General features: G+C 64.3%; 14 protein-coding genes, 1 tRNA gene and 1 pseudogene. 3 read left to right on the top strand and 13 right to left on the bottom strand.

Annotated elements, in window-relative coordinates; genetic code table 11:
- Positions 1-209 precede the first annotated feature (209 nt).
- Complete coding sequence (locus K2W81_RS10125; protein WP_294103914.1) at positions 210-512, top strand: PqqD family protein; 303 nt, start codon at positions 210-212, stop codon at positions 510-512.
- On the opposite strand, the gene K2W81_RS10120 is transcribed toward K2W81_RS10125, so the two are convergent.
- From K2W81_RS10120 to K2W81_RS10110, 3 genes are read right to left on the bottom strand one after another with little or no spacing between them, the layout of a single operon-like run.
- Positions 513-1,808 carry an HlyD family type I secretion periplasmic adaptor subunit gene (locus K2W81_RS10120; protein WP_294103913.1) on the bottom strand — a complete coding sequence of 432 codons (1,296 nt, stop codon included), beginning with the start codon at positions 1,806-1,808 and terminating at the stop codon, positions 513-515. It lies immediately after the preceding gene.
- Positions 1,808-3,532 carry an ATP-binding cassette domain-containing protein gene (locus tag K2W81_RS10115; RefSeq protein ID WP_366932232.1) on the bottom strand — a complete coding sequence of 575 codons (1,725 nt, stop codon included), beginning with the start codon at positions 3,530-3,532 and terminating at the stop codon, positions 1,808-1,810. The genes K2W81_RS10120 and K2W81_RS10115 overlap by 1 nt, the downstream gene beginning before the upstream one ends.
- Positions 3,529-4,953: a TolC family protein gene (locus K2W81_RS10110; RefSeq protein ID WP_294103912.1), complete on the bottom strand. Its 1,425-nt coding sequence runs from the start codon at positions 4,951-4,953 to the stop codon at positions 3,529-3,531. The genes K2W81_RS10115 and K2W81_RS10110 overlap by 4 nt, the downstream gene beginning before the upstream one ends.
- A 267-nt stretch (positions 4,954-5,220) precedes the next feature.
- On the opposite strand from K2W81_RS10110, the gene K2W81_RS10105 reads away from it, so the two are divergent.
- The gene (locus K2W81_RS10105) at positions 5,221-6,006 is read left to right on the top strand and encodes a hypothetical protein (RefSeq protein WP_294103911.1); all 786 of its coding nucleotides are present in this window, start codon (positions 5,221-5,223) and stop codon (positions 6,004-6,006) included.
- A gap of 88 nt (positions 6,007-6,094) precedes the next feature.
- On the opposite strand, the gene K2W81_RS10100 is transcribed toward K2W81_RS10105, so the two are convergent.
- The 3 genes from K2W81_RS10100 to K2W81_RS10090 form a co-directional block, all read right to left on the bottom strand.
- The gene (locus tag K2W81_RS10100) at positions 6,095-12,460 is read right to left on the bottom strand and encodes a Calx-beta domain-containing protein (protein WP_294103910.1); all 6,366 of its coding nucleotides are present in this window, start codon (positions 12,458-12,460) and stop codon (positions 6,095-6,097) included.
- 125 nt (positions 12,461-12,585) lie between these two features.
- Positions 12,586-17,643: a Calx-beta domain-containing protein gene (locus tag K2W81_RS10095; protein ID WP_294103908.1), complete on the bottom strand. Its 5,058-nt coding sequence runs from the start codon at positions 17,641-17,643 to the stop codon at positions 12,586-12,588.
- A 213-nt stretch (positions 17,644-17,856) separates the two neighbouring features.
- Positions 17,857-17,933 (bottom strand) — tRNA-Arg (locus K2W81_RS10090).
- An 82-nt stretch (positions 17,934-18,015) separates the two neighbouring features.
- Here K2W81_RS10090 and K2W81_RS10085 point away from each other — a divergent pair.
- Positions 18,016-18,585: a hypothetical protein gene (locus tag K2W81_RS10085; RefSeq protein ID WP_294103906.1), complete on the top strand. Its 570-nt coding sequence runs from the start codon at positions 18,016-18,018 to the stop codon at positions 18,583-18,585.
- Here the strand turns inward: K2W81_RS10085 and K2W81_RS10080 are convergent.
- From K2W81_RS10080 to K2W81_RS10050, 7 genes and pseudogenes are all read right to left on the bottom strand, one after another.
- Complete coding sequence (locus tag K2W81_RS10080; protein WP_294103904.1) at positions 18,517-20,724, bottom strand: spermidine synthase; 2,208 nt, start codon at positions 20,722-20,724, stop codon at positions 18,517-18,519. The two genes, K2W81_RS10085 and K2W81_RS10080, sit on opposite strands and share 69 nt — an antisense overlap.
- Positions 20,725-20,774: 50 nt before the next feature.
- The gene (locus tag K2W81_RS10075; RefSeq protein WP_294103902.1) at positions 20,775-21,323 is read right to left on the bottom strand and encodes a GNAT family N-acetyltransferase; all 549 of its coding nucleotides are present in this window, start codon (positions 21,321-21,323) and stop codon (positions 20,775-20,777) included.
- A complete protein-coding gene (locus K2W81_RS10070) occupies positions 21,320-21,844 on the bottom strand; it encodes a GNAT family N-acetyltransferase (protein WP_294103900.1) in 525 nt (174 codons plus the stop codon). Before K2W81_RS10070 ends, K2W81_RS10075 begins: the two co-directional genes overlap by 4 nt.
- Positions 21,841-22,368, bottom strand: a complete 528-nt coding sequence (locus K2W81_RS10065) for a GNAT family N-acetyltransferase (protein WP_294103899.1) — start codon at positions 22,366-22,368, stop codon at positions 21,841-21,843. Before K2W81_RS10065 ends, K2W81_RS10070 begins: the two co-directional genes overlap by 4 nt.
- A 13-nt stretch (positions 22,369-22,381) precedes the next feature.
- Positions 22,382-23,371: a porphobilinogen synthase gene (gene hemB / locus K2W81_RS10060; RefSeq protein ID WP_294103897.1), complete on the bottom strand. Its 990-nt coding sequence runs from the start codon at positions 23,369-23,371 to the stop codon at positions 22,382-22,384.
- 39 nt (positions 23,372-23,410) lie between these two features.
- The gene (locus K2W81_RS10055) at positions 23,411-24,865 is read right to left on the bottom strand and encodes an MATE family efflux transporter (RefSeq protein WP_294103896.1); all 1,455 of its coding nucleotides are present in this window, start codon (positions 24,863-24,865) and stop codon (positions 23,411-23,413) included.
- Positions 24,865-26,088: pseudogene (locus tag K2W81_RS10050) on the bottom strand (class I tRNA ligase family protein); the annotation flags it as partial. The gene K2W81_RS10055 and the pseudogene K2W81_RS10050, both read right to left, overlap by 1 nt.
- Between the last annotated feature and the right edge of the window lie 166 nt (positions 26,089-26,254).

Raw genomic sequence — 26,254 nt, 5'->3', positions numbered from 1 at the left:
AACAAAATCCCCATGTTTGTTGCGCCATAGTTTTTGCGGTCCGGTTGAGTTTTGTCAACCCGATTCGGCCCCGCGTCACGGGTGCATCGAGTCGAACGCACCCTTGTTTTTGTGACCCTTGGCGGGGCTTTTTGGCATCATTTTGAAGCGGTCACTCGGGCCGTTTTTGGGCTTCCAACCAGGCGATGATCGCAGTATCGCCTCGCGTCATGACCGCCGCCGTGCCGCCATCCATCGACGACCAGACCGTCATTGCCCGCAACAGCGGCATGATCGACGCCGAAATTGGCGGTGAGCTGGTCGGACTGCACCTCGAAAGCGGCAACTGCTACGGCTTCAATCCCACCGCGACCCGGATCTGGGCGCTGATCGAGCAGCCGACAAGCTTCGGTGATCTCTGCACCGCGCTCACCGCCGCATTCGAGGTTGACGACGTCACCTGCCGCCAAGACGTCGCGCTGCTGATTAACGAGCTGAATCGCGAAGGCCTGATCACGCTCAACCCCGCCTGACTATTCGCGCAACGCGGTGCGTCCCGTTTCGAGAATCGGCGATAACAGATATTCGAGAATCGTCCGCTTCTCGCCGAGCAGATCGATTTCGGCGATCATCCCCGGGCCGATCTGGTGCATTTTGCCATCGGTATCGGCGAGCTGGTTGACCTTGGTCTTGACGCGGATCGTGTAGAAGCTCTGCCCGCTTTTTTCATCGACCAGCGCATCGGGCGAAATCGACACCACGACTCCGTCGAGCATGCCATAGGTTGCCCGGTTGTACGCCGTCAGCGACACCTTGGCCGGCTGGCCGATCGCGATCGTCGCAATATCCGACGGCGATACGCGTGCATCAATCAACAGCCGGTCATTGCTCGGCACGATTTCGACCAGCGGTTGCCCCGGCTGAACCGAGCTGCCCGCCGTCGTCACCAGCACGCGGTTGACCGTGCCGCTGACCGGCGCGCGAACGACCGTGCGCGCGGCGCGATTTTCGAGCGCGGGCAGCGTCTGCCCCCGCGCGCCATATTCAGCCTGCGCCGCGACCAGTTCGGTGGCCGCTTGCGCGCGCCATTGTTGCAACGCCTCAGCACGAGCCGACCGTGCCTCGGCGATTTGCGCGCGCGTCCGCGCCAAGGTGGCGAGCGCTGACTGTGCGTCCGACCGCGCCGAATCAGCCGCAGCTTGCGCCTGGACAAGGCTAAGACGCGGCTCGATCCCCTTTTCGACGAGCGGGCCGATCACCGTGACTTCGTGCAGCTTTTCGTCGCGGATCAGCTCGCGTGATCGAAGCAGCGCGGCCGCGCTCGCCGCTTCGCGCTGGGCCGCATCAAGCCGGGCATCGGCGACCGCCGTGGCATGCCCCAGATCGGCCATCCGCGCGAGATGCAGCGAGCGCTCGACCGCCACCTGCTCGGCCAGCGATGGGTCAGCGACCGGCGGATAGTGCGGCTCGCGCCCCGCGACTTCGGCGGTCAGTCGCGCGATCTTGAGTTCGAGCGCGCCCAGGGTCGCCTTGCCGCTGCCAAGTTCGGCGCGCATTTGGGTCCGGTCGAGTTCGAGCAACGGCATCCCCTGAGTCACCGTGTCGCTCACGCGGGCAATGATGCGCTGCACGATCCCGCCTTCAGGGTTAGACACCACCTGGAGCTGGGTGGTCGGAATCACCCGACCGGTCGCGCGCACGGTGCGGTCGAGCTTGGTGAAGGCGGCCCAGATCACCGCAATCACGAAAAACGCCGCAATCGCCCAGAGCAGGACGCTTGAGCTTCGCCGCGTCACAGGGCGCGCGAACTCGGTCGTCATATGGTTCATTACGCCGCCTTGTTCTGCATCGCGGCGCGCAGCACCTGATCGCGCGGACCGTCGGCGGCGATCTTGCCGCCTTCGAAGACGATCACGCGCTGCACCAGCGCCAGCAATTGCGGCCTGTGCGTGATGATGATCACGGTGCGATCGGCGATTTCCGCCTGGAGCCGCTGGATCAGCCCCATTTCGGTCTGGTTGTCCATCGCGCTGGTCGGCTCGTCGAGCACCAGCAGCCGCGGCTTGCCTGCCAGTGCGCGGGCAAGAGCGATCGACTGGCGCTGGCCACCCGACAGACCTTCGCCGCGATCGGCGAGCCGCAGATCATAGCCATTGGCGATCCGCCCGACGAATTCATGCGTGCCCGACAGCGTTGCCGCGCGCAGCATCTCGTCGTCGTCGATCCCGGCACGACCCAGCGTGATATTCTCGCGCAGTGATCCGGTGAACAGCACGCTTTCCTGCAAGCCCACGCCAACCGACTGGCGAAAGCTCGGATCGAACTGGCGAACGTCGGTGCCGTCGATCATCACCACGCCTTCTTCAGGCGGGTAGAGCCCGAGGATCAGCCGCGCGAGCGTCGACTTTCCGGATCCGACCCTGCCGAGCAGCGCGACCCGCTCGCCCGCCGCGATCTTGAGCGAGACATCGCGCAGCACCGGCTCGGCCGCGCCTGGATAGCGAAAGCTCACCCCGCGCAATTCGATCGCGCCGGCGAGCTTGGTCATTTTCAGCCCCTCGCCGCGCGGCCCTTCGACGGGCTGGTCCATCAGCGCGGTCACCTGGCGATAGGCGGTACGCGTCTGCGCAAGGCGTGAGGCGAGATTGGCGATTTGGCCGAGCGGCGAAATCGCCCGGCTCGACAGGATCGAACATGCCGTCAGCGCGCCGATCGTGATGCCGCCATTGCCCGACAGGACCGCACCGACGATCACCGTCCCGGTATAGCCTATCGTGCCCGCCGATCCGGCAAAGGTCGTCGCAATCGCGCCGATCAATCGCTGCCGGAGCGCCGTCGCTGATTGGTTGCGCGCCGCGCGGCGCCAGCGATCGGTGAGGAGCGGCCCCGCGCCCGACGCCTTGACGGTCTCGATTGCGCCAATCGTCTCGACCAGCACCGATTGCTTGGCATGCCCCTCGCGCATCGTATCGGCGGCGAGCCGGTCCATCGCCGGCTGGGTGAACAGCCCGACCAACACCACCAGCGGCACCAATATCCCCGGCACCAGCGCCACCCAGCCGCCAATCAGCGCGATCAGCAGCAAGGTCAGAAAAATGAACGGCACATCGACGATCGCAACCATCGTCACCGACGCAAAGAAATCGCGCAGCACTTCGAGCTCGCGCATCAGCCCGGTCAGCGCGCCGGTCGACCCTTTGCGCAATTCGAGCCGCATCTGCACGATCCGTTCGAACACGGTGTCGCCAACGTCATGATCGATATCGGCGCCGGCGACATCGACGAAATAGGACCGCAGCAGCTTGAGCGCGAAGTCGAATATCACGACGATCGCCAAACCGATCGACAACCCGACCAGCGACGACATCGCGTTATGCGGAATCACGCGATCATAGACGACCATCGAAAAGATCGACGTCATGAACCCGAACAGGTTGACGAGCACTGCGGCCACGGCGACTTTCACGTAAACCGCCGAATTGCGGCGCATGGGCGCTACCAGCCATTCGGCAAAGCGCGGCCGCGGCGTTTCGATCAGCGTATCGCCCGTCACTTAACGCGGTCTCCGGCTGGCACGTCGATCTGCAGACAATTCAGCAGACCGCCGGTGCGCGCGAGCAATACATAGCGGTTCGTGTCCAATTCGGACAGGCCTTGCAAATAGCCGACCGCAGCCTGGAACAATTCCTCTTCGCCGTTCAGCACATCGAACACCGATCCGCGCGCGACGCGGAAGCGTTCGGCAACGCCGTCGCGCGAAATGCGCGCCGCGACATAAGCCGCTTCATAGGCATCGAGCTGTTCCTGCAACGCGTTGACATCGGACCAGGCGATCGCTGCATCACGCCCGGCATCGCCGCGGATTTGGTTGGCACGCGCATCCGCCTGGCGCGCCCGAGCCCCCGCTTCGCGAATGCGCGCGTCGATACCGCCGAACAGCCGCACGCGCAGATTGACGCGGCCACGGACGTCATAGTCAAAGGGTGTCTCGAAAATGCCGTAGCGACCGGCGTCGATGCCTGCCGTCAGCAGCGGCCGCGCCTCGCGAGCCACCGCGCGGGCATCGCGCGCGGCTGCCTGCGCGGCAGCAGCGGCACTGATGACGGGCGGTGCATGCGAGGCAGCGGCAATCGCTGCGTCCTGCCCGCCCTCGAACCCGCATGCACGCGGGACGCGCTGGAGCCCAGGCGGTGGCGTACGCCCGGCCAGCGCAACGAAGCGCGCTTCGGCGGCGTGCATCCGGCGGTCATAGTCGGACAGCCGCGCCTTGTTGCGGGCAATCGCGCTGTCGATGCGCGCGAGATCGACTGGAGCCGCGACCCCCGCATCGATCCGCTGCTGCACGGCAATGCGCGCGTCGACCTCGCTCGCCAGAAACCCGCGCGCCAGCCCGCCGAGCGCGCGATAGGCGGCAACTTCATACCACGCCACGACCACGTCGAGCGCGATTTGCGATGCGCTGCTGTCGATATCGGCGATGCTCGCGCTCACACGCGCGCGCGCCGCGGCTTGCCGCTCACCGCCCGCGCCGAAGTCGAACAACACCTGGTTGAGGTTGAGCGTCCCGTCGGTACGCCGCGACGGGCGTGTCCGTTCGAGCACATTGAGCGGATCGTTCGAAAAATCGCGCGAGATCACGCGAAAGCTCTGGATATTGATGTCGACGCTCGGTCGCCCTGCCTCGCGCGCGCCATCAAGCTGCGCCTCGGCCGCTGCGCTCGCGGCCCGCGCCTCGGCCAGCGTCGGATGCTGACGGACCGCATCGTTGACGACGGTGATGAAGGGCGCGCGCGGCATCGCCGAATCGGCGAGCGACAGCACCGGGTCTTGCGCGCGCGAGTCGTCCAGTGGTTCGGCCACGCGCGTCGGCAACGCGATCAGCGGTGTCGCCTGTTGGCCGACCGCCGCCGCAGGCAACAGGGCAATGCCCAGCGCAAGCGCTCGCCACCGCCTTCGCCCATTGCTGCTACGCATCACCATCTCGTCAACCTTGGCCCCGCCAGCGGTCCTGATCCGGCCGCAACCCGTCACCTGCGGCCACGTGCCGGTTACGACACGAATCGAGGACGAGACCCGATCCCTTTCCGCACCGCCTGACCAGCTGTCAACGCCACGTTTGTGATAGCGTCCTACAATCAACTTTTCGTTAAGCAGCGGAGCTCCGGCGATAATTGACGACATTTTGGCAATCGGCTAAATCATTGGCATAGTTTAACCGCCGATTGACGAGGCGAACCTGCGATGCCGACGCGCCCAACCCTGACCTTGGCTGATCGCGCGGCGCTGACGCGGGGGTCGCCGGACGCCAATGCCTTTGCCCGCGAAGGCAACCCCGACGACAATTTCGACTTTGTGGTCTTCTTGCGCGGCGACGAATTTGTTCGCGCCGACGAACGGGTTACCTCGGCAACGGCGCCGGTCCGCCTTGAGGCTGCGGCCGCCACTCCCGCCGTTGAAACGGTTGCGCTCAACTCGCCGGTCGTCCCCGTACCAGGCGTCCTCGCCGAAGGCAGCACGCCGCCGGACCCGATGATCGGCACCGATGGCCCAGTTGCTTTTGACAGCAGCAGCGAAGCGACCCCGGCGCTCGCTCGCGCGAGCGGCTTGGCGGGCGATCTCGCGCGCAGCCCCGCGACCGTCGACGAGGCTGCCTCTGTTCAGGCGACAGTTCTTCAGGCGGCAGTGCTTCAGGCGGCAGTAAACACGCCCGCGACGACGCCGATCGCGACGCTATCCGGCGGGCCGCTGATCGTCCAGCTCGACCCGACCGGCAGCATTGCCACGCCAATTGGCACTACGCCCCGGCCAATTGTCGCAACGGTGACGACACCGCCGGTCACGGCATCGACTCCCGGCTTCACGCTCGAATGGGCACCGGTGCTCGAAGCGTATGGCGCCGCCGCGAGCGTGCATGTGTCGATCTTCGATACCAATGGGGACACCGACAGCGGCTTGCTCGCGGCGTTGCACGAGCTGCCGCCGCTGCCGCCGATTACCCCGCCCAATGGGGAGGGACTCGGCGGCTGATTGCCATGCCCGAACGATCGTCGCGCCCGACAATGACTCTCAAGAATTGCGGGTGAGGCATCGACGCCGCCTCGCCCACCAGCAGTCGCTATAGCAGGAACTGCGCCTCAAGCGGCTGCGCGCCTTGTGCCAAAATCTGGAAGTCGGCAGCGCCGTCACCATTGACATCGCCTTCGATCAGCCAGTCACCGCCCGAAGCAATCACGCGCAGCTGACCCGCGATGTTGGTGAAGGCGCCCGCGCCAATGAAGGTGAAGGCGGTATCGCCATTGCCCGCATTGCCGTCAGCATCGATCTGGGTCAGCTCGATCCGGTCGCCTGCCGAAAAATCGGTGATCCGGTCGCCGCTGCCGACCAGCGTTTCGTTGACGGAGGTGTAGCGGAACAGGTCATTGCCCAAGCCGCCGGTCAGCACATCCGCGCCGAGCCCGCCGAAGAAGGTATCGTTGCCCGCGCCGCCAATCAGCGTATCGGCGCTGCTGCCGGCGATGAAGCTGTAATTACCATTGGTTTCGGCGCTTGCATCGAGCTGGAGCGCGGTCACCACAGGGAGCGCGAAGACGGTGAAATTCTGCCCCATACCGACCAGCGAGTCGGCAAACTGAATACTGTAATTGGCAAAATCGCCCGCCACGCCCGCAAGCAGCGCGAGCACTTCGACGTTGCTGATCTGCGCACCGTTCAGCGTGCCGGTGAAATTCCCGTCGAACGCGACCTGATCATTGGTCCCCGCGCCGCCATTGACCGTGTCGGTCGCCGGATTGAAGCGACCGGGGCCGAAGTAGAAGCCGTCATCGCCCGCGCCGCCCGTGAAGGTGTCGATACCGAGCCCGCCGTAGATGCGCACCGCCCCATCGGTCTCGGCCGAGGCATTGACGGTGAAATTATCGCCCGCGCCCAAATTGGTGCCAAAGAAGGTCAGGATCTGGCCAGCGCCGATATTGTCGTCGACCGTGGTGATGTCATAGCTGAATCCCGCCAGCACCGCGATCACTTCGACATTGGCGATCGTCGACGCGCCCAGTGTCAGCGCATTGGCCCCGCTATAATTGCCCTGCAACCCGATCTGGTCGTTGGCGCCAGCGCCGCCATCGACCCTGTCGGCGGCAGTGAAGGCGGCGCCGAACAAGAAGCCGTCATTGCCATCGCCGCCGCTCACCGTATCGTTGCCGCCTTGGCTGAAGTTGAAAAAGTCGTTCCCGGGCGTGCCGGTATAATTGTCGTTGCCGCCCGATCCGGCAAAGCCGGTGTTGCCGCCCGCGTTCGCGACGAGCGTCACGGCGGTGCCGCCACTGCCGTTATCGGCCAGGCTGAACGCGAAAGCGCCCAACCCGGTGCCGACATTGATCGTCGCCTGTGCCGTATCGCCACGATCGATCAGCTTCAGCAGGCCCGTTGTCGCATTATAGTTCGTGATGACCGTGCCAGCTACGATGCTCGTGAAGTCGAGCACATCGCCATCCGCGCCAAAGCCGGTGATCGCATTGCCCAGCGTCCTTGCGAAATCGGCGCCAAGCGCCGCATTGGCGATGCCCAGCGTCTGCGCACCTGCGCCGAACGTCACTGCACCGGTCACGACGGCGCTCAGATTGAGCCGCCCGCCATTTAGCGCAATGCCGCCCGAATAAGCTTGCGCATCGGTGATCGTCCAGGTGCCGCTGGTCACCGTCAGGTTTTCGAAGTTGATCACATTGGTGAGCGACCCCGTCGTGACGCCCGAATTGGCGCCGGTTTGGGCATTGCCCGCGACCCGGTCGTCGAGCGCGAGGATCAGCGTGTCGGTGCCCGCACCGCCGTCGATTCGCCCGGTGATGCTCGATCCGGTGCGCAGCGTGAGCTGGTCGGTACCACCTTCGAGGTTGATCGCGCGCCCGCTGTTGCCGGTGATCGTGCCATAATTGGCGAGCGTGTCATTGCCCTCGCCCGTCTGGATCGCCGCGCCATCGCCGCGAATGAAGCGCGCATTGCCCGCGTCGGCTGCGGTATAGGTCACCCCGTCGAGCGTGCCGACGGCGCCCGGATCGGCGACATTGTCCTGCCGCAGCACCGTGCCCGTCGGGACCGTCCCCGTGCCGGTGATCGTGCCGTAATTGGTGATCGCGTCATTATCGATCGCGGTGCCGGTCTTGTTTTCGAGCCGGATCGCAAAGCCCGTGCCGCCGCTGATCGTGCCGCCGGCATAATTCAGGATCGTCGTCGCGGTGCTGCCCGAACGGCTGTTGTTCGGGTTCGAATCATTGTTGACGACGATGCCGAAGTTAAAGCCTTCGATCGTGCCCTGATTGGTGATCGCCCCGCCACCGATCGAGATTGCTTCGGAGTTATTCGCGCGACCGCCGCTATCGAAGCCGCCCGCGCCGGTCGAGCGGATGATGCCGCCGACATTGTTGGTGATCGTCGCCCCGCCGTCGATGTCGACGCCGTCGCCATCGCCGTCGACGGTGACATAGCCCGCGCGATCGAAAGCGGGCGCATAATCGCCGCGGATCAGCCCGCTGTTGATCACGGTCACGGTGGTCGCCGCCGCGCCCGTGGTGTCGGCGCCGATACCCGAGCCATTACGGCCGATGATCTGCCCGCCGGCGTTGTTGGTGAAGATCAGGTTGGTCGCATCAGTGACGCCGACATCAAGGCCGTGCTGCGCCCCGGTGATCGTGCCGAAATTATTGACCGCCACCGCCGTCGCCGCGCCCTGGTTGACGCGCACGCCGCGCGACACGTCATAGGTTTGCGTGACAGAGGTGTTGGGGTTGCCATTGGCGCCGTTGAACACGTTGTTGGTTGCCGCGTCGTTGACCGGCCCGTTGCCGTTGATCGTCCCGTAATTGTTGAGTGTCTGACGCGAGCCGAGCCGAATCGCATCGCCGTTATCGGCGCGGATCAGCGCAGTCGTGTTGCCGACGCTACCGTTATTGATCGTGCCGCCGGTGGTGAAGTCGGTCGACGGCGCGCCAGTCGCGCCGAGCGCGGCGTTATAGGTGATCGCAAAGGCGGTGCCCGGATTGGTGCCGCCGACGCTCGGGGTAAATGCCGCGGCCCGCGCGATGATCTGGCCCAGGTTGGTCAGGTCGATCTGGCCGCGCTGCGATTGGCTGCGGATCGTATCGCCATTGAACGACTGGACGACACCGCTTGCGCCGACGCTGATCGTGCCGTTTGCCGGGGAGTTTGTATAGTTGATCGCACGAAACGTGCTGGCCGTATCGTTGAGCGTGCCGTCTATCGTCACATTGATCGGACCGGTAACCCCGCCGACGGACACGCCCGTGCCCCCAGCGGCGGTACGCGTCGTGCCGCTCAGCAAGGTGAACGTGCCGGGGTCTTGAATCACGAATGATGGGTTGAACGTCCCCGCAGGGATGGTGAAGCTCGTAGTAAAATCGAGCGCATCGAGCACAATGCCGGCGAATGGAACGCCGGTACTGTTAAACAGAACTCCCGACCCGATAATCACGTCATGGGCCGCCCCCGGACGAAGATCGATCGTTGGGTTAATTGTCACCACATTGCCAGTGATCGTCACTTGCGGGTCATTGATCGGGATCGTCAGATCAGCGCCGCTCGGGGGACGAATGATGATGTTGCCGGTGCCCTGAAAGACATCCTGGTCGAACGTCAGCACAATATTCGAAGCGACGGCGACATTGGTGGAGTTGTCGGCAGGGGTGCTGCTCACCAGCACTGGCGCCGCAGCCGAGTCGTCATTGCCGATCGTGCCCAGCCCTTGGCCATCGAAAACCGTCGCGCCAGTGACATTGGTAAGGTTGACGAAAAATGTTTCGTTCGACTCGAAAACGGTATCGCCATTCACCGTCACATCGAAGGTGTAGGTCGTCGATCCGGCGGGGATGGTCTGCGTCGTCAGTGTTCGCGCAATATAGTCGCTGCCCGCCGTTGCCGTTCCATTGGCAGTCGCGATATCGAACGTCACCCCGCCAACCGGTGCCGGGCCGTTGAGCATCACGGTAAAGGTGAAGGTTGTCGTTCCGCTGTTGCCCTCGACGGCAAAAACGTCATTGATCGACAGGCTCGGCAGCGGCGCGACATCGTCATTGACGATCGTCGCGGTCGCGGTCGCGGTGCCGATTGTCGTTGAAGCCGCTTGGCTATTGCTCACCGATGACAGGGTGAAGGCAAAATTCTCGTTGTTTTCAACCGCGCCGTCACCCTGGACGTTGATCGTGAAGGTCGCCGATGCCTGACCCGCAAGAATTGTCCCGCTAACATTCGTGCCGAAGGTCGTGCTAACGAAGTCATTCGCGCTGGTATCGACCGCATTGAACGTTGCGGTGAAATTCAGCGCCCCGGACGTGCCGCCGGTCCGTGTGACGGTGAAGGTATACGGCGTCTGGGTATTCAAAGCACCTTCATTCTGCGACGTCGGCGACACGGTGATCGACGCGACCTGGTTCTCGCCCGATGTTGGCGCAACATCATCATTGACGATCGTGGCCGTCGCCGAACTCGCGCCGCCGGCCCCCGATACGAGAATGCCGGGGTTGGACAGCGATCCCAGCGAGTAAGAAAATGTCTCATCGCTTTCCGGCGTGGTGTCGCCCGCAACATTGACGGTGAAGGTCGTGCTTGTCTGCCCCGCCGCGATCGAGCCGTTGACCGTCCCGGGTAATGCACCACCGACGAAATCGGTCTCATTGGTGGTGCCATTCACAAAAAGGGCGCTGAACGACAAAGTCCCGCTCGTGCCGCCGGTCCGGCTGATGGTGAAGGTATAGGCGGTCGAACCAGCATCCCCTTCGTTTTGCGAGGTCGGCGAAACGGTGATCGATACGAACTGGTTTTCGGGCAGCACGGGCGTGTCGTCATCGACAATCGTCGCGGTCGCCGTCGTCGTGCCGATCGTTGCCGATGCCGCTGTGCCGTTCGACACACTCGCCAAGCTGTAGGTGAAATTCTCGTTTGATTCCGGTGTTAGGTCGCCTGCCACAGACACAGTGAAGGTCGCTGTCGCCTGCCCCGCGAGGATGGTACCATTGACCGTGCCGGGCAGCGTGCCTCCGGTAAAGTCCGCCGAATTGGTGCCGACCGCGCCAAAATTGGCGGCGAACGCCAGCGCACCGGTCGTCCCGCCCGTACGCGTGACGGTGAACGTATAGGCCGTCGAACCGCTATTGCCTTCGTTCTGCGACGTCGGCGACACGGTGATCGACGCGACCTGGTTCTCGCCCGAGTTTGGCGCCAGCGCGATGCCGCGAAAGGCGGTGTTGGTGCTGGCGGTGGCGATGGTCGTCACGGTAGTGGTGGAGGGCGCAGCATTATAGCCCGCCGTATCGGTGACGGTGCCAATGATTGAACCATTGGTCGAATAAAGGCTGACGTTCGTGCCAGCGACTACTCCCGTCAGGCCGCGCACAGTCGTCGCCGTGATGGTGCCGTTGAGCGACCAGTTGCCGCCCACCAGCGAGTATTTCTGAATGCCAGCGGCATCGTCGGCGACGTAAAGCGTATCAATCCCGGCGACAGCGGCCGTCAGGTCGGCGAAGAAAATCGAATAGGGCGACCCCGTCGTCGGCGTGCCCGGAAGATTTCCCGACAGATTGCCAGTCACTGTAGGGGTGCCTACCCCGACCGTACCCACCCGGAATGTAGTTGTGTTAGCGCTATAATATAGCTGGTCGCCGAAAATATCGATGGTCCGAAAGTTCGTGGCCGTATTCGAAACAACAGTGCCGGCACCGCTCGATCCAAAGGTCGTGTAAACGACACCCGTATTTGCCCCGACCGCCCAGATATCGGTGCCGTTGGTGCTGGCGACGTCGCGAACATTGTTACCGCTGAAAGCCGTCGTCGTCGTCGTCGTATCGACGATGCCGTTCGAATCGACGCGACCGATGACCCGCACGACAGTGGCCGTCGAGGTGCCATTGACGGAGGTCGTCCCTGGCGCGGCGTCGTAGCCGGTCAGCAGCAGATAACGACCGTCCACGCTGCGCGACAGCTGCCCTTCGGACGTCGCGGAGCCGCTTGCGGTGAGGGTCTGATTGGCGCCGTTGTCGGCTGTCGGAAGCGCGATCGACTGCACCAACGTGCCGCTGGTGGTATATTCGTCGAGGAACACCGCCGTTGCCGCGCTGCTCAGCGCAGCGGAACCGGTGCCGACGCGATAGACAACGATGTTGCCGCTTGAGAACGCCGCCTGCGACGAAGGCGTCGTAATGTCGAAGCCGGGGGCCACCCCGCTCCCGAGCGCATCGGTCAGCCCGGTGTCGCTCGGCAGCGTCAGCTCGCCGCCGCCAGCCAAGCTGCCAAGGTCGGCCGAAAAAGCTGTTGCTGTTGGCGCAAAGGGCGACGCGGTGCCGCCGCGATCGGTCACGGCGATGAGTTCGCCTGCCTGCACTGCCGAGATATAGGCTTGGTCGAGGAACAGCGACGCCGCGTTGCTCGACAGGCCGCCCAGTCCAAAGCCGTCGACGTTGGTCAGCAGTGCGCGCGCCATATCAGTCCCCCTGAGCTGATTCGACACCAGGCGGTCCGAATCTATCGCAAATATTAACTATCGCTAAGCCGCCGCGATGACAGAAAAGTTACAAATCCTGCGAAGGACTACAGCGCACCGATTCTCTAAATAAAATCACCCGTCACGAGCGACGCGGGCGGGATGGTGAGCTGGATCACGTAATCACTGCCCGCCTGGTACCCCGCGACGCCATTGGCATCGACGACGAGGAAGGTCTGCCCCGCCAGGTCACCCGCATCGGCCTGGAACAGCACGGCGTGGTTCGCCGCGAGCTGTCCCGCGCCGATGACAGCGGCCAGATTGGCGTCGAAGCTCGCCGTCGACAGCGACCCCGCGCCCACGGTCGCATCAACGCCCGTCACGGTGAAGTTGAAGTCGAACCGGTCAACGCCCGACACAAAGCCCGCGATCCGGTCGTAAGTCGCACCGGTCGACTGGCTGACCGCGTCATAGACGAAGGTATCCGCCCCCGCGCCGCCGCTCAGCACATCGGCGCCGCCACCACCGAAAATCCGGTCATTGCCTGCGCCGGTCGTGATCGTTTCATTGCCGCTGCCACCGAACACGGTGACATTGCCATTGGTCTCGGCGGTGGCATCGAGGGTGAAGCCGGTCTCGACCGCCAGCCCGAACACAGTGAAAGTCTGCCCCGTGCCGATCAGATCATCGGCCAGCGTGATATTGTAATTGGCCAGATCGCCCGTCACGCCGCGCAACAGCACCAGCACTTCAACATTCTGGAGCTGGGTGCCGCTGATCGTCGCGGTGTAATTGCCGTCGAGCGCGACCTGATCGTTGGTGCCTGCCCCGCCGTTGACGAAGTCGCCCGCGCCGAACCGGCCGGGGCCGAAATAGACGCCGTCGTTACCCGCACCGGTGGTGATATTGTCGACGCCGAGCCCGGCATAAACCCGGAACGACCCATCGGTTTCGGCCGATCCGTTGAAGGTCAGATTGTTGGTCTCGCCCAAATTGGTGCCGAAGATCACCAATTCCTGACCCGCTGCCACGTTGGCGTCGATCGTGGTGATATTATAGCTGAACCCCGCGCCCGGCAGCACCGCGAGCACTTCGACATTGCGCGTCGAATTGACGCCCAAGGTCAGCGCCCCATAATTGCCCTGCAGCCCGATCTGGTCGTTCGTCCCGGTGCCGCCATCGACCGAGTCATTGGCATCAAAGGCCGCGCCGAAGAAGAAGGCGTCATTGCCCTCGCCGCCATTGGCAGTGTCGTTGCCGCCCTGGCTCAGATCGAGCGTATCGTTGCCTGAGCCACCGGTGAACTGATTGTCGCCCGAATTGCCCGACTGGTTCTGGTTCGCCGTACCGGTATAGACCAGCCGCTCGACATTGGTCGGCAGGACATAGCCCGCAACCGACGTGCGAATTTCATCGAACCCTTCGCCGGCATTCTCGGTCACCACGTCGTCGAGGCTGTCGACGAAGAACAGATCGTCGCCCAGCCCGCCGATCAGCGTGTCCGCCCCGCCCCGGCCATCGATAATGTCATTGCCACCAAAACCGTTGATCGTCTCGCTCGCCGCCGTGCCATTGAGCGTTTCGGCGCGCTGGCGATAGTCGAGCTGGACCACCGCCGGATCGTGATCCGACAGCCCGGGGTTGCCCGCGGCCCGACCCAAGGGGGTCGTAAGATAGCCAGTATTGATGTGAACGACGTCATAGGTCGCAATATCGGCGAGCTGCTGGTTGACCAGAATATGGTCGATCGCCTGGCTGCGCCCGTCGAAGGTGTAGGTATAGCGCTCAGCCTCGGCGAGGGTGAGCGTCAGGTTGGTAAGCCGCGCCCCGTCGTTGCGCGCGGTGCCGTCGGCAAAAACATAGCCGGTCGCGGCTTCGAGCGGACGATAGAATTGGAAGTCGTTATAATCGCCGCCCGAAATGATCCCGGCATTCGGCGAATTGGTCTGGATAAAGTTCAAGACTGTATAGAGGTCCTCAGCCACCTGGCTGCGTCGGTCGAACGCGGCATTGGTCGGGTTGCCGGTTTCGAGATTCTGGTTGAACTGCCAGAAATTGCCCGACCCGCCCTTTGACGGGAAGTGATTGGCGGCGACGAACACCGTTTCGCCGTTGAAGGTGAACTGGCCCAGCAGCGAGCGCCGTGTGTTCGCCCAGTCAGCGGTGTTGATGCCGGTGACCTGATTGTCCGAATAGAGAATCCGGTCGCCCGCATCGCGCACGCCGTCGCCGATGCGATCGGTGAACTGGCGGCGCTCGGCGATCGTCGCATTCGCGGCCAGATCACCGAGCTGGACGCGGTTGGTATTGTACACGAAACCGACGCGGATATTGCCGCTCTGCTCGCCGCCTTCGGCATTATAGATCGGCAGCTCGTCGACCCACTGGTAATTCTGCCCGGTCGCCAGATTGAGCGCGTCGACCAGCATCTGCCACGTCGTCGACGCGTCGGTCCCGGTCGCGTTGGTGCCGTCGCCTGCGGCCGCACCGTTATTGTCCTGAATTTCCTCAAACGAGATGATGTCGGGCGCCTTGAGGTTGGTCGCAATCGCATTCGCGAGCGCGGTGAAGCGCGCGGCGCCATCGGTCGGATCGAGGTTTTCGACGTTGAAGGTCGCGAAGGTCAGCTGGCGGCTGTCCGGCGTGAAGGTCGCGACTTCGGGCGCGGGCTGACCGCTCGTCTGGATGCTCGCTGCGTCAAAGTTGGTGACGTACAGCTTGAGTTCCTGAAAGTCGAAATCGATGATGCCCGTGAGGCTACCCAGCCGGTCGCCGATCGTTGCACTTGTCGCGAGCCCGGCGGGCGCCGCCGTCGCGAAGCCCGTAAAATCGACTTCGAAAATGTCCGGATTGGTATCGCCTTCGTGCAGCACGCGTCCGCCAGTCTGGACGTCGTCGTTGACGCTCGGCGTGTTGGGTGGCGACAGCGCGGGATCACCACCAATCGTGTAGCCGCCGCGGCTGTTGATCTGCTCGGGGTTGGCGTGCACCCCCGAATAGGCCTTGAAGAATGGCTGGCCACCCGAGGTCGAAACAAAGCCGTCGGCGACGCGGACATCGGGGATCGAGACCAGACTGCCCTCGACCGTTTCCCAGAAGGAAATGCCGTAATTGGCCGCATCGAAGCTGTCGCCCGGATTGTCGACCGAGTCGGTGAAGTCAGGCGTCACCCGCGTGAAGGACTGGTTGGGAATGTTGACCGACGCGTCGAGGATGATCGTCGGCAGCGTATTGCCCGACGAATTGATCGTGATACTGGTCGCGTTGACAAGCGCGGTGATCGGCAGGTTCGTGCTGAAGCCCTGATATTCCTGAATATTGGCCGTCAGCGTCACCAGATCGCCGACCCGCAGCGTCGGCGCCACCGCCGACAGCGCCGACCCGACATTGCCGTCGGTGCGCGTCAGCACGAAAATGCCTTCCGACGTGAACGGATTGCCGTCCTGATCGCTGAGTTCTTCCTGAATGTAGAAGCCCTGGCGATTGCCGACGCCGTCAAGCGCGGTCACGATCGCCTGCACCGTCACGGTGAAGCTCGACGCGACGTTGAAACCGCTGACGCCCGACGCGCGCAGCAGCGGGCTGTAATAGCTGTCGCCCTGAATCTGGCTGATCAGTGTATTATCGTCGTTGGTGATCGTCCCCTGCCCCTGCACGTCGGCCACGATCGTGGCGCCCGTCGCATTGGTCAGGTTGACGAAGAAGGTCTCGGCCGGCTCTGACGCGGTGTCGCCGTTGATCGTGACGCTGACGGTCTGGGTGTTGACGCCGACGCCGAAATTGAGCGTGCCGCTTGTCGCGACATAATCGCTGCCTGCGGTTGCGGTGCCGTTGGCCGTCGCAAAATCGACCGAAAAGGCATCGGTGCCGCCGGTGCGCGTGACGGTGAAGGTCGCGATCGAGGTCCCCGCATTGCCTTCGACGATCGAGACGTCGTTGATCGTGATGCTCGGCGGCGTCGCGTCGTCGTTGGTGATCGTGCCGATGCCCTGCGCGTCGGTGATCGATGCCGTGCCGGTGGTGTTGGCAAGGTTCGACAGATTGATTTGGAAAGTCTCGTTAGCCTCAGCGGTCGTATCGCCGTTGATCGTCACGCTGACCGTCTGGGTCAGCGCGCCGCCCGCGGCAAATGTCAGGGTGCCGTTGGTCGCGACATAATCGCTGCCGGCCGTCGCGGTCGCGTCCGCCGTCGCAAAGTCGAGCGAGAAAGCGCCCGCATTGTCCGACCGCGTGATCGTGAAGGTCAGCAGGCTGGTGCCGCTGTTGCCTTCGGTGATCGAGACGTCGTTGACGGTCACCGACGTGGCGCCTGGGCTGCTCGACACAACGATGTCGTCGATGCCGACCCATTCGTCATTGCCGACCGCATTCGTCGTGATGATGCGCAGTTCGAGCTGCGACTGATTGTTCGCATCACTCGGCAGCGTCACGCTGACGTTGACATCCGGACCCGCGAGGCTCGGCCCGCTGGTCGCATCGGCAGTATAGCCACCCGCCACATTGGTCCAAGCGCCGGTCGGGCTCGTGCGATATTGCAGCGCGACCTGCTGGATCGCATTGTCGGTGCCCGTCTCCAGATCGCGCAGTCGATACGCGACTGTGACGTTCTGCCTGCCGGTCGAATCGAGATAGAATTGCAAATATGGCGCGGTCGCTGTGCCCGAACCGGCAAGCGCGACGACCGCATCATTGCCGACCAGGCCCCCGCTAAAATAGGTAACACCACCGGTCGTAAACGTATTCGGGTTGGTCTGGTTGGCATTGACGTCGATCACCGGTGCCGCGACATTGGCGGTCAGGGTTCGCGGATCGGTGCCGGTCGAGGCGGTGAGCCCGTCGCCGCGATAGCCCACGATGCTCCCGACATTGCTCCAATTGTCGTCGGCGGGGATCGACACGCCCGACCAGTTTTGCGTGAAATTGCCGCTGGAAAGCAAAAACCGCACTGTGTCCTGCGGCGTCGGCCCGACATTGATGATGTCGCTGGCAATCGCGCCACCCGTCTGGCTTTCGGGGCTCGGCACGCCAACAAAGCCCGCCGTGTCCGCCACCGGCGGCGAGTTGCCCGCTTCGAGCATCGCGAAATAATTGGCGTCCAGGAAGAGATTGGCGCGGTTATCGGTGAGCGCGCCCGCATCAACGTCGAGTGCTGCGATCCTGCCGGTGCGTCCGAGATAATTCATGCCATGCCCCCGATTGCCCGCCGTGGCGGGTCGCGCGAATCCTTAATTTTCAGTAAACCGCGCTAGTGGTGGCGCGTGACAATCGGGTTACAGATCGTCAATTAAGTTGGGGATTGCACGACAGCGGACGCCCACGCGGCTAGCGAGTTCGCAACGCAAAAAGCCGCGCGAATCATCGCCTTCAAGCGACTTGTTTGCCAGCGGAAAGGGAAATGGTGCACCCAGAGCGATTCGAACGCCCGACCCTCAGATTCGTAGTCTGATGCTCTATCCAGCTGAGCTATGGGTGCGTGAGAAGCGGTCCCTTAGAGGGCTAACCCCGATTGCGCAAGCCCGTTGCGCACCGACGGCGCCACGCATAGAGCGGCGGTGATGAAACGCCCCCTGCTCTTGTTGCTGTTGCTGGCCGGCTGCGCCCAGCCATCGAGCCGTTTCCCCTCGCTGCTGCCGCGTGCGATCGAGACGCGCGACGATTCCGAACCGATGCCGAGCAGCCCGGCAATTGTCGCCGATCCCGCACTCGATGCCCGCGTCGCGACCGCCACCGCAGCGCTCGCCAGGACCCACGCCGATTTCACGACGCAGGCCGCCCGCGCTGAAGCGCTCGTCAAGGCCGCGCAGGGGCAGCCCGCCGGCACCGACGCCTGGCTCGATGCACAATCAGCGCTTGCTGATCTCGATGTGTTGCGCGTGCAATCATCGTCAACGTTGACCGACCTCGAACGCGACGCGATCGATCGCGCGGCGGAAGGCCACCCAGCCTATCCCGCGCTTGAGGCAGCGCGCGCGCAGGCAACGACGCAGCATGATGACGAGGGCGTCATCATCGAAACACTGAACGGACAGCTCGCGCCAGCCTCATCCCGCGCCTTGCTATTTGAGCAGCGGCAGAATGCTCGAATGATCGTCGGTCCACGGCGCGAAACCCGGTCGACCCTGTAGCGGCACCCAGCCCGGATTGCCCTTGGTCAGCGCGACCAGTGTCGCCGCATCACGGCTGAGTGCAATCCACTGCGACACGGTCTCGCCCTCGCGCGGCTTGATCGACGGGCGATAGACCAGCGCTGCGGCGTGCCAGCCATCGACCTTGGCATTGGCGGCTACGACCGGCTCAAGATCGAGGAACCGGTTCGAGATGTGCACCATCAGCAGCCCGTTTGGCGCCAACACGCTGGCGTAGCGGGCAAAGGCCTCGCGCGTCATCAAATGCATCGGCACGGCGTCCGACGAAAAGGCATCGAGCGCGAGCAGATCGAAGCTCGCGTTCGGCTGAACCGCCAGCGCCAGTCGCGCGTCGCCCACAACGATATCGGCACCCGGCAAGCAGCGGCGCAGATAGCCGAAGCGCGTTTGCGCGATCCTGACGATTGCGGGGTCGATTTCGAACATCCGCCAATGCTGCCCCGCGCGGGCGTAGCAGCTCAGCGTCCCTGCCCCGAGGCCGACAACGCCGATCCGCGCCTGCGGACCAAACAGCCGTGGCGCCGCCAGCATTGCCTCGCCCACGCCCGAGCCGGGAACATAATAGGTCGTCGGCGTAACCTCGCGCTGGACCGACCCGATCAGCTCGGTGCCGTGCACGGTGGTGCCATGCGCGAGCTGGCGTTCGGTCGCGCTTTGCCGCACCGTGTAGACGCCGAAATAGCTGCGCGTGCGGGCGTCGCCATTGAGCGACAGCATCAGCGACGCAAAGCCGCCGAAGATCGCGATGGCACCGCCCAGCACGATCATGAACGCGGCGCGGTGGCCCAAGACAATCAGGCCGAGGCCCGCGATCGCCGCGAAGATGAGTCCGCGCTGGCCGCCAACCCCCTGCCCAGCCGCGCCACCCAGCGCTACAATCACGAGAAGCAGCGTCGCCAGCGCCACCGCCAGCGTCATGATCCGGTGGCGCTGCGGCGTGGTGCCCCAGACCCCCGCCAGCGGCGCGATCGTCAATGCCTGCGGCACCAGCAATCCGGCGAGCAAGATCAGTAGCGGATATTCCCATGTCCAGTCGAACAGCAGCGGCGCGATCAGCCCCGAAAACACCCCACCCAGCGCACCGCCAAGCGACATCGCGAGGTAGAATCCCGTCAGCCGGTCGGGCTCGGGCCGCGCGCGGTACATCGCCGTGTGGAGCGCGACCGACACCGTGAACAACAGGATCAGCGCGAGAATGGCGTTCAAATACGCGCGCGATTCGAACCCGCTCACCATGATCCCGCCGAACAGCAGGACGACCAGCGGCGACAACCGCGTGATGAGATCTGCCGCCGCGCGATTGCTGGCAAAGGCGATTGAGAAACTCAGCAGATAGAGGCCAAGCGGGATCACCCACAGCAGCGGCATCGCGACGATATCGGTGGTGATATAGGTCGTCGCGGCGAGCATCAGCCCTGACGGCACGAACGCCAACAGCACCCAGCGCGCAGTTGTGGCGCGGCTCGGTGCGGTGCTGGTCGGCTTGGACGCCGCGCGCGCCGCCGCTTTGGGCAGCATCACCGCGCAACCCGCGACCAGCAGGATCACCACACCATAGCCTGCGCTCCAAATCCAACGCTGCGCCTGCACCGCGAGCAGCGGCTCGACCAGCAGCGGATAGGCGATCAGCCCGCCGAAACTGCCGAGGTTGGAGGCGGCGTAAAGCGCATAGGGATCGCGCCCGCCGCTCGCGCTCGAATACCAGCGCTGGAGCAGTGGGGCCTGCGCCGATACCGCGAAAAACAACGGCCCGATCGACATGCCGAGCAGCCACGGCACCCAGATCGCCGGCTGGGCATCGGCAGGCAAATCGATCGCGATCAGCCCGATCGGCAGCCACAGCGCGGCCACCAGCAGCACGCCGAGATGCACGCCGCCCTGCGCGCGCGGGCTCAGCCGACCGAGCGCGTGCGCATAGCCATAGCCGCCCAGCAGCAGCGCCTGATAAACGAGCATCGCCGAATTCCACACGCTCGGCGCGCCGCCAAGCTTGGGCAGCGCCATGCGGGCGACCATCGGCTGGACCAGAAAGAGGAGAAATGATCCTGCAAAGATCGCGGCGACGAACGCGGTGGCCGTCGCTTGGCGCGGGCGTTCTGCGGTTATCGTTGCCGACATGTCCATATTCGCCCCCAAGATCGCGGCGCCAAACGAGCGCGCGACCCTCTTCAGCGAAGATGGTTAATAAAGGGTCGATCAAGGCGATAGAGGATATGGCGTTTGAGCGGACTACCGTCGGGCACGCCGGGATGGTCAAAGTCCTGATCGGCCAGCCGCCGCATCCCAATCCGCTCCATCAACCCCCAGCTCGCGGTGTTGGCCGGCACGGTCATCGAAAACAATCCGTCAATCGCCAGATTGACCCACGTCCAGTCGAGGCACGCCAGCGCCGCTTCGCGCGCGTAACCCTGCCGCCAATAGGCGCGCGCCAGCCGCCAACCGATCTCCAGCCCGCCCTCCAGCGGCGTGCCCATCGGTCCGGCATTCAGCCCGCAAAAGCCCAGAAAGGCGGTATCGACGCGCCGCTCAACCGCCCAGAGGCAATAGCCATGCTCGGCCTGCATCGCGATCATGCGGTCGATCAAGCCGTCGCTCTCTGCGCGCGACCGCAGTGGTCCGAGGAAGCGCGTCACTTCAGGATCCTGCCCCATTGCCGCAAAGGGCGCGCGGTCGGTGTCGCGCCAGGGGCGGACGATTAGCCGTTCGGTTTCGATCATGGCCTGTCAATCGCGTAGGTTATGTGCTGCCTGAGCGGGTCGCCTTCGGGCAGCTCGGGATGATCGAAGTCACCGTCGGGCACGCGCTGCATGCCGAGCCGCTCCATCAGCCCCCAACTTGCTGTGTTAGCGGGTACGGTAATTGCGTAAATCGCGGGAACGGACAGATTGGCCCAGCCCCAGGCGAGGCACGCCTCAGCCGCTTCGCGCGCATAACCCTGCTGCCAATTTGCCCGACCTAATCGCCAACCGATCTCGATCTTGCCTTCGATCGGCGGCTTGCCGGGCAGCAGGCCGCAAAAGCCGATCAGGACGCCGTCGTCCCGTCGCTCGAGCGCCCAGAAGCAATGGCCGTGCAAGGCCTGTGCTGCCTCCTGACGGTCGAGCGCGGCGTCGGACTCGGCACGACTCTGCGCAGGTCCCAGATAGCGGCGCACTTCGGGATCGGCATTGAGCGCGAAATAGGGCGCGCGGTCGCGCTCACGCCATGGGCGGATGATGAGCCGCCCGGTTTCGATCATGGCCGGGTGATCGCGTAAGTGACCATCGACCGCAGCGGATCGCCCTCGGGGATCATCACATGATCGAAATTGCCATCGGCCAGCCGGTGCATCCCCAGCCGTTCCATCAGGCGTTGGCTCTTGAGGTTGATCGCCGAGGTAATCGCGACGATGCGGGCCGCATCGAAATGCGCCCAGCCCCAATCGAACGCCGCCACCATCGCTTCGAGAGCGTATCCCTGCCGCCAATAGGGCCGATCGATGATCCAGCCCGCTTCGATTTCGCCCGCAATCGGATTATGCGGATCGCCGCGCTTCAGCCCGCAAAAACCCAGCACCGCCCCATCGTCGCGCCGCTCGACGGTCCAAAAGCCAAGCGCCTCGTGACGATAGCCCTCATGCTTGGCGAGCGCCGCGTCGCTGGCGGCCGCGTCCTTCACCGGCCCAAGTTCGGCCATCACTTCCGGATCGGCCCACATCGCGTGCAGCGCCGCCCGGTCGCGCGGCTCGGGCACGCGCAGGATCAGCCGCTCGGTCGTGATCATCGGCGCAAGTGGCTCAGCCGCCCATCAGCCGCGCGGCGTGGAGCGCGTGATAGCTCAGCACCCCCGAACAACCGGCGCGCTTGAACGCCATCAGCGTTTCCAGCACCATCGCGTCGCGCTCGGCTGCACCGGCTGCCACAGCGGCCTCGATCATCGCATATTCGCCCGATACTTGATAAGCGAATACAGGCACTTCGAACGCGCTCTTCACCCGGACGATGATATCGAGATAGGGCAAGCCGGGCTTCACCATCACGCTGTCGGCGCCTTCGTCGAGGTCGAGCGCGACTTCGCGCAGCGCCTCTTCGGCGTTGGCCGGGTCCATCTGATAGGTCTTCTTGTCGCCCTTCAGCAGCCCGCGCGAGCCAACCGCATCGCGGAACGGGCCGTAGAAGGCGCTCGCATATTTGGCGGCATAGGACATGATCTGGACGTTGACATGGCCTTCGTCCTCAAGCGCTTCGCGGATCAGGCCGATGCGCCCGTCCATCATGTCGGATGGGGCGATGATGTCGGCCCCGGCTGCCGCCTGATTGAGCGCCTGCGCGGTCAGCACTTCGGCGGTGTCGTCGTTGAGGACATAGCCCTGCGAGTCGACCAGCCCGTCATGGCCATGCGCGGTATAGGGATCGAGCGCGACATCGGTCAGCACGCCGATGCCGGGGACATGATCCTTGATCGCGCCAATCGCGCGGCACATCAGATTGTCGGGATTGAGCGCTTCCGCCCCGTCATCGGTGCGCAATTCACGCGGGGTATTGGGGAACAGCGCGATGCACGGGATGCCCGCCGCCAGCGCTTCCTTGGCGCGCTCGACGATCAGATCAACCGACCAGCGCGACACGCCGGGCAAGCTCGCAATCGGCTCCTCGACCCCGTCCCCCGCAGCGATGAACAGCGGCCAGATCAGGTCGGCGGGGGTCAGCACCGTCTCGGCATGAAGCCGACGGCTCCACGGCGCGGAACGGGTACGGCGAAGGCGAAGCGCGGGATAGCTGGTCATGCGGAGGTTTTGGTCCACCGCATGACAGCACGCAAGCCCCTAACCCACCGGCTTGAAGCTCCCGCCCGGTTCGGCGGTGATGTGCGCATTGCCTTCGGTTTCGTGCACCATCGGCACGGTCAACCGCTCGCGCCGCCACGGGCCATAGCGATAGAAGAGCGCGGCCAGCACCACCGTACTGATCGACCCGACCGGGAACGACCACCACAAGGCATCCACCCCCAGCACCGGCCGCGCGAGCAGCGCAAAGCCGATCCGCATCGGGAACATCGCCACGAACAGGATTGCGAGCGGCCCCAGCACCGCGCCATTCGCGCGCACCACGCCGAAGAACACCATCGTCATCCCAAACAGAAGGAAGCCCCAGGTCGCGATCAACTGGATATGCCGCGCGATCGGCAGCGCTGCACTCTCGCTCCCCAGAAACAGCGCCATCACCGGTCGATCAAAGGCGATCAACGCCAGCACCATCGTGCCGGTGATCACGATGTTGAACAATATGCCCGATCCGGTGATCTTCTCCACCCGGTCCCATTTGCCCGCACCGATATTTTGCGACGCCATTGCGCTCACTGCGGCGCCGATCGCCATCGCCGGCATCTGCACATAGGCCCAGAGCTGGAGCGTCACGCCAAAGGCCGCGCTGGTATCGACGCCCTCCCGGTTGACCAGCCCGAACATCGTCAGCCCCGCGACCGCGATGACGATCATCTGCGCGCCGATCGGCACGCCCTTGCTGACGATGGCCCAGACGACATCGCGCGCCGGGAACAGATAGGATAGCTCCGCCCCGCGCAGTCGGATCGGCAAATCGCGCGCATAGACAAAGACGACGAGCCCGACCGCCGCCGCCAGATTGGCGATCAGCGAGGCGGTCGCCGATCCGCCAATGCCCATCGCCGGAATCGGCCCCCAGCCCAGAATGAACAGCGGGTTGAGGCCGATATCGAGCACGGCGGCAAAGGCAGTGACGAACAGCGGCGTCATGGCATCACCCGCGCCGCGCAAGCCCATCGTCATCAGCACGATCAGCATTGCGGAGGGAAGCCCAAGGAAGCTGACCCGCAAATAGATCAGCGCGAGCGGCATCGCATCGCCCGGCGTGGCGAGCAGATAGAGAATTTCGCGCGCAAACACCCAGCCGAGCGTCGCCACGATCACCGCGCTCCAGAACACCAGCCCCACCGCCGATCCGAACGCCCGCCGCGCGCCATCAATGTCACGGCGGCCGAAGCTCTGCCCGACCAGAATCGTCGCGGCCATGCCGAAGCCAAACACCGCGGCGAACATCAGGAACATGATGTTGTTGGCGTTGGAGGTGGCCGCCAGCGCGCTTTCGCCCAGCAGCCGCCCGACCCAGATCGCGTTGATCGAGCCGTTGAGCGACTGGAGGATGTTCGACGCGAGCGTCGGCAGCGCGAACATCAGCAGCGTGGCGCCAATCGGCCCACTGGTCAGGTCGCGTGCGCCGGGGCCGGAGCCAGGTTGGGCCATCAACCGAGCCGCGCCAGCGCCGCCGCGAGCCGTTCGGCTTCAGCGGCCTTGTCGGCGTGATCGGCGCGGGCCTTTTCAACGGCCTCGGGCTTGGCGCGCTCGACGAAGCTGGGGTTGCCCAGGCGCCCGGCGAGCGCGTCGCGTTCCTTCTCGGCAGCGGCGATGCCCTTGGTGAGGCGCGCGCGTTCGGCGTCCACATCGATTACGCCGTCAAGCGGGATGACATAAGTCGCTTCCCCAATGGGCAATTGGAGCGCTGCGCCTGACGACGGCGCCTGATTATAGACGTCTTGCAGCCGCGCAACTTTCCGCAACGCCGTGTAGAAAGCGTTGATCCTGCTCAGCGTTTTATCATTTGGATCGCGGACGTAGGCGGTCAGCATAGCTCCCGGCGACATGCCAAGCTCGTTCTTTGCGGCTCGAACCTCACTCGTCACGCGGATGAGCCAGTCGATATCGGCCATCGCCCCTTGATCGATTTCGACGGCTTCGACTTGTGGCCACGCTGCGACGATCAGCTCACGATCCCGCACGCCCAGCTTCGACCAAAGTTCCTCGGTGATGAACGGCATGAACGGGTGGAGCAGCACCAGAATCTGGTCAAGCACCCAGCCCGCGACTTCGCGCGTTTCGTCTCCCATCCACGGGTATTGCACGGCGTCGTCGTTCAAAACCGGCTTGATCAGCTCGAGATACCAGTCGCAGAAGCGGCTCCACACGAACTGGTAGATCGCGTTCGCCGCGCCGTCGAAGCGCAGATCGGCGAGAGCCGCGTCGACCGCGCGCACGGTTTCGACGACTTCGCCGATGATCCATTTGTTGACCGCGAGGCTCGCCTCGGGCGGCGCGACCGACGCACTCGCGCCAATGCCGTTCGCCTGGCAGAAGCGCGCGGCATTCCAAAGCTTGGTCGCGAAGTTGCGATAGCCCTCGACCCGCTTCTCATCCATCTTGATGTCGCGGCCCTGGCTTTCCATCGCCGCCATGAAGAAGCGCAAAGCATCCGCGCCATATTGGTCGATCAGCCCGAGCGGATCGACCGTATTGCCCTTCGACTTGGACATTTTCTGCCCATCCGCCGCGCGCACCAGGCCGTGGAGGTAGAGCTTGCGGAACGGCACGTCTTTCATGAAGTGCAGCCCCTGCATCATCATCCGCGCGTCCCAGAAGAACAGGATGTCGAAGCCGGAGATCAGCACGTCGTTGGGGTAGCGACCGCCGAGCAAATTCCTCCCCCAGCTTTGCTGGGGGAGGGGGACCGCGCCCGCAGGGCGTGGTGGAGGGGGCGCGGGTATTGAGCCTGTGGCGCGGGGGGGGGGGCGGGGGGGGGCCGGCGGGGGGGCCCGCCCCCCCCCGCCGCGGGGCGGGGCGGCGGGGGCGGCCGACCGC

It is taken from the genome of Sphingomonas sp. (assembly GCF_019749955.1).
Classification (GTDB): Bacteria; Pseudomonadota; Alphaproteobacteria; order Sphingomonadales; family Sphingomonadaceae; genus Sphingomonas.
Note: the sequence above shows the minus strand (reverse complement) of the source record. Positions and strands in the feature narration are given on the sequence as shown.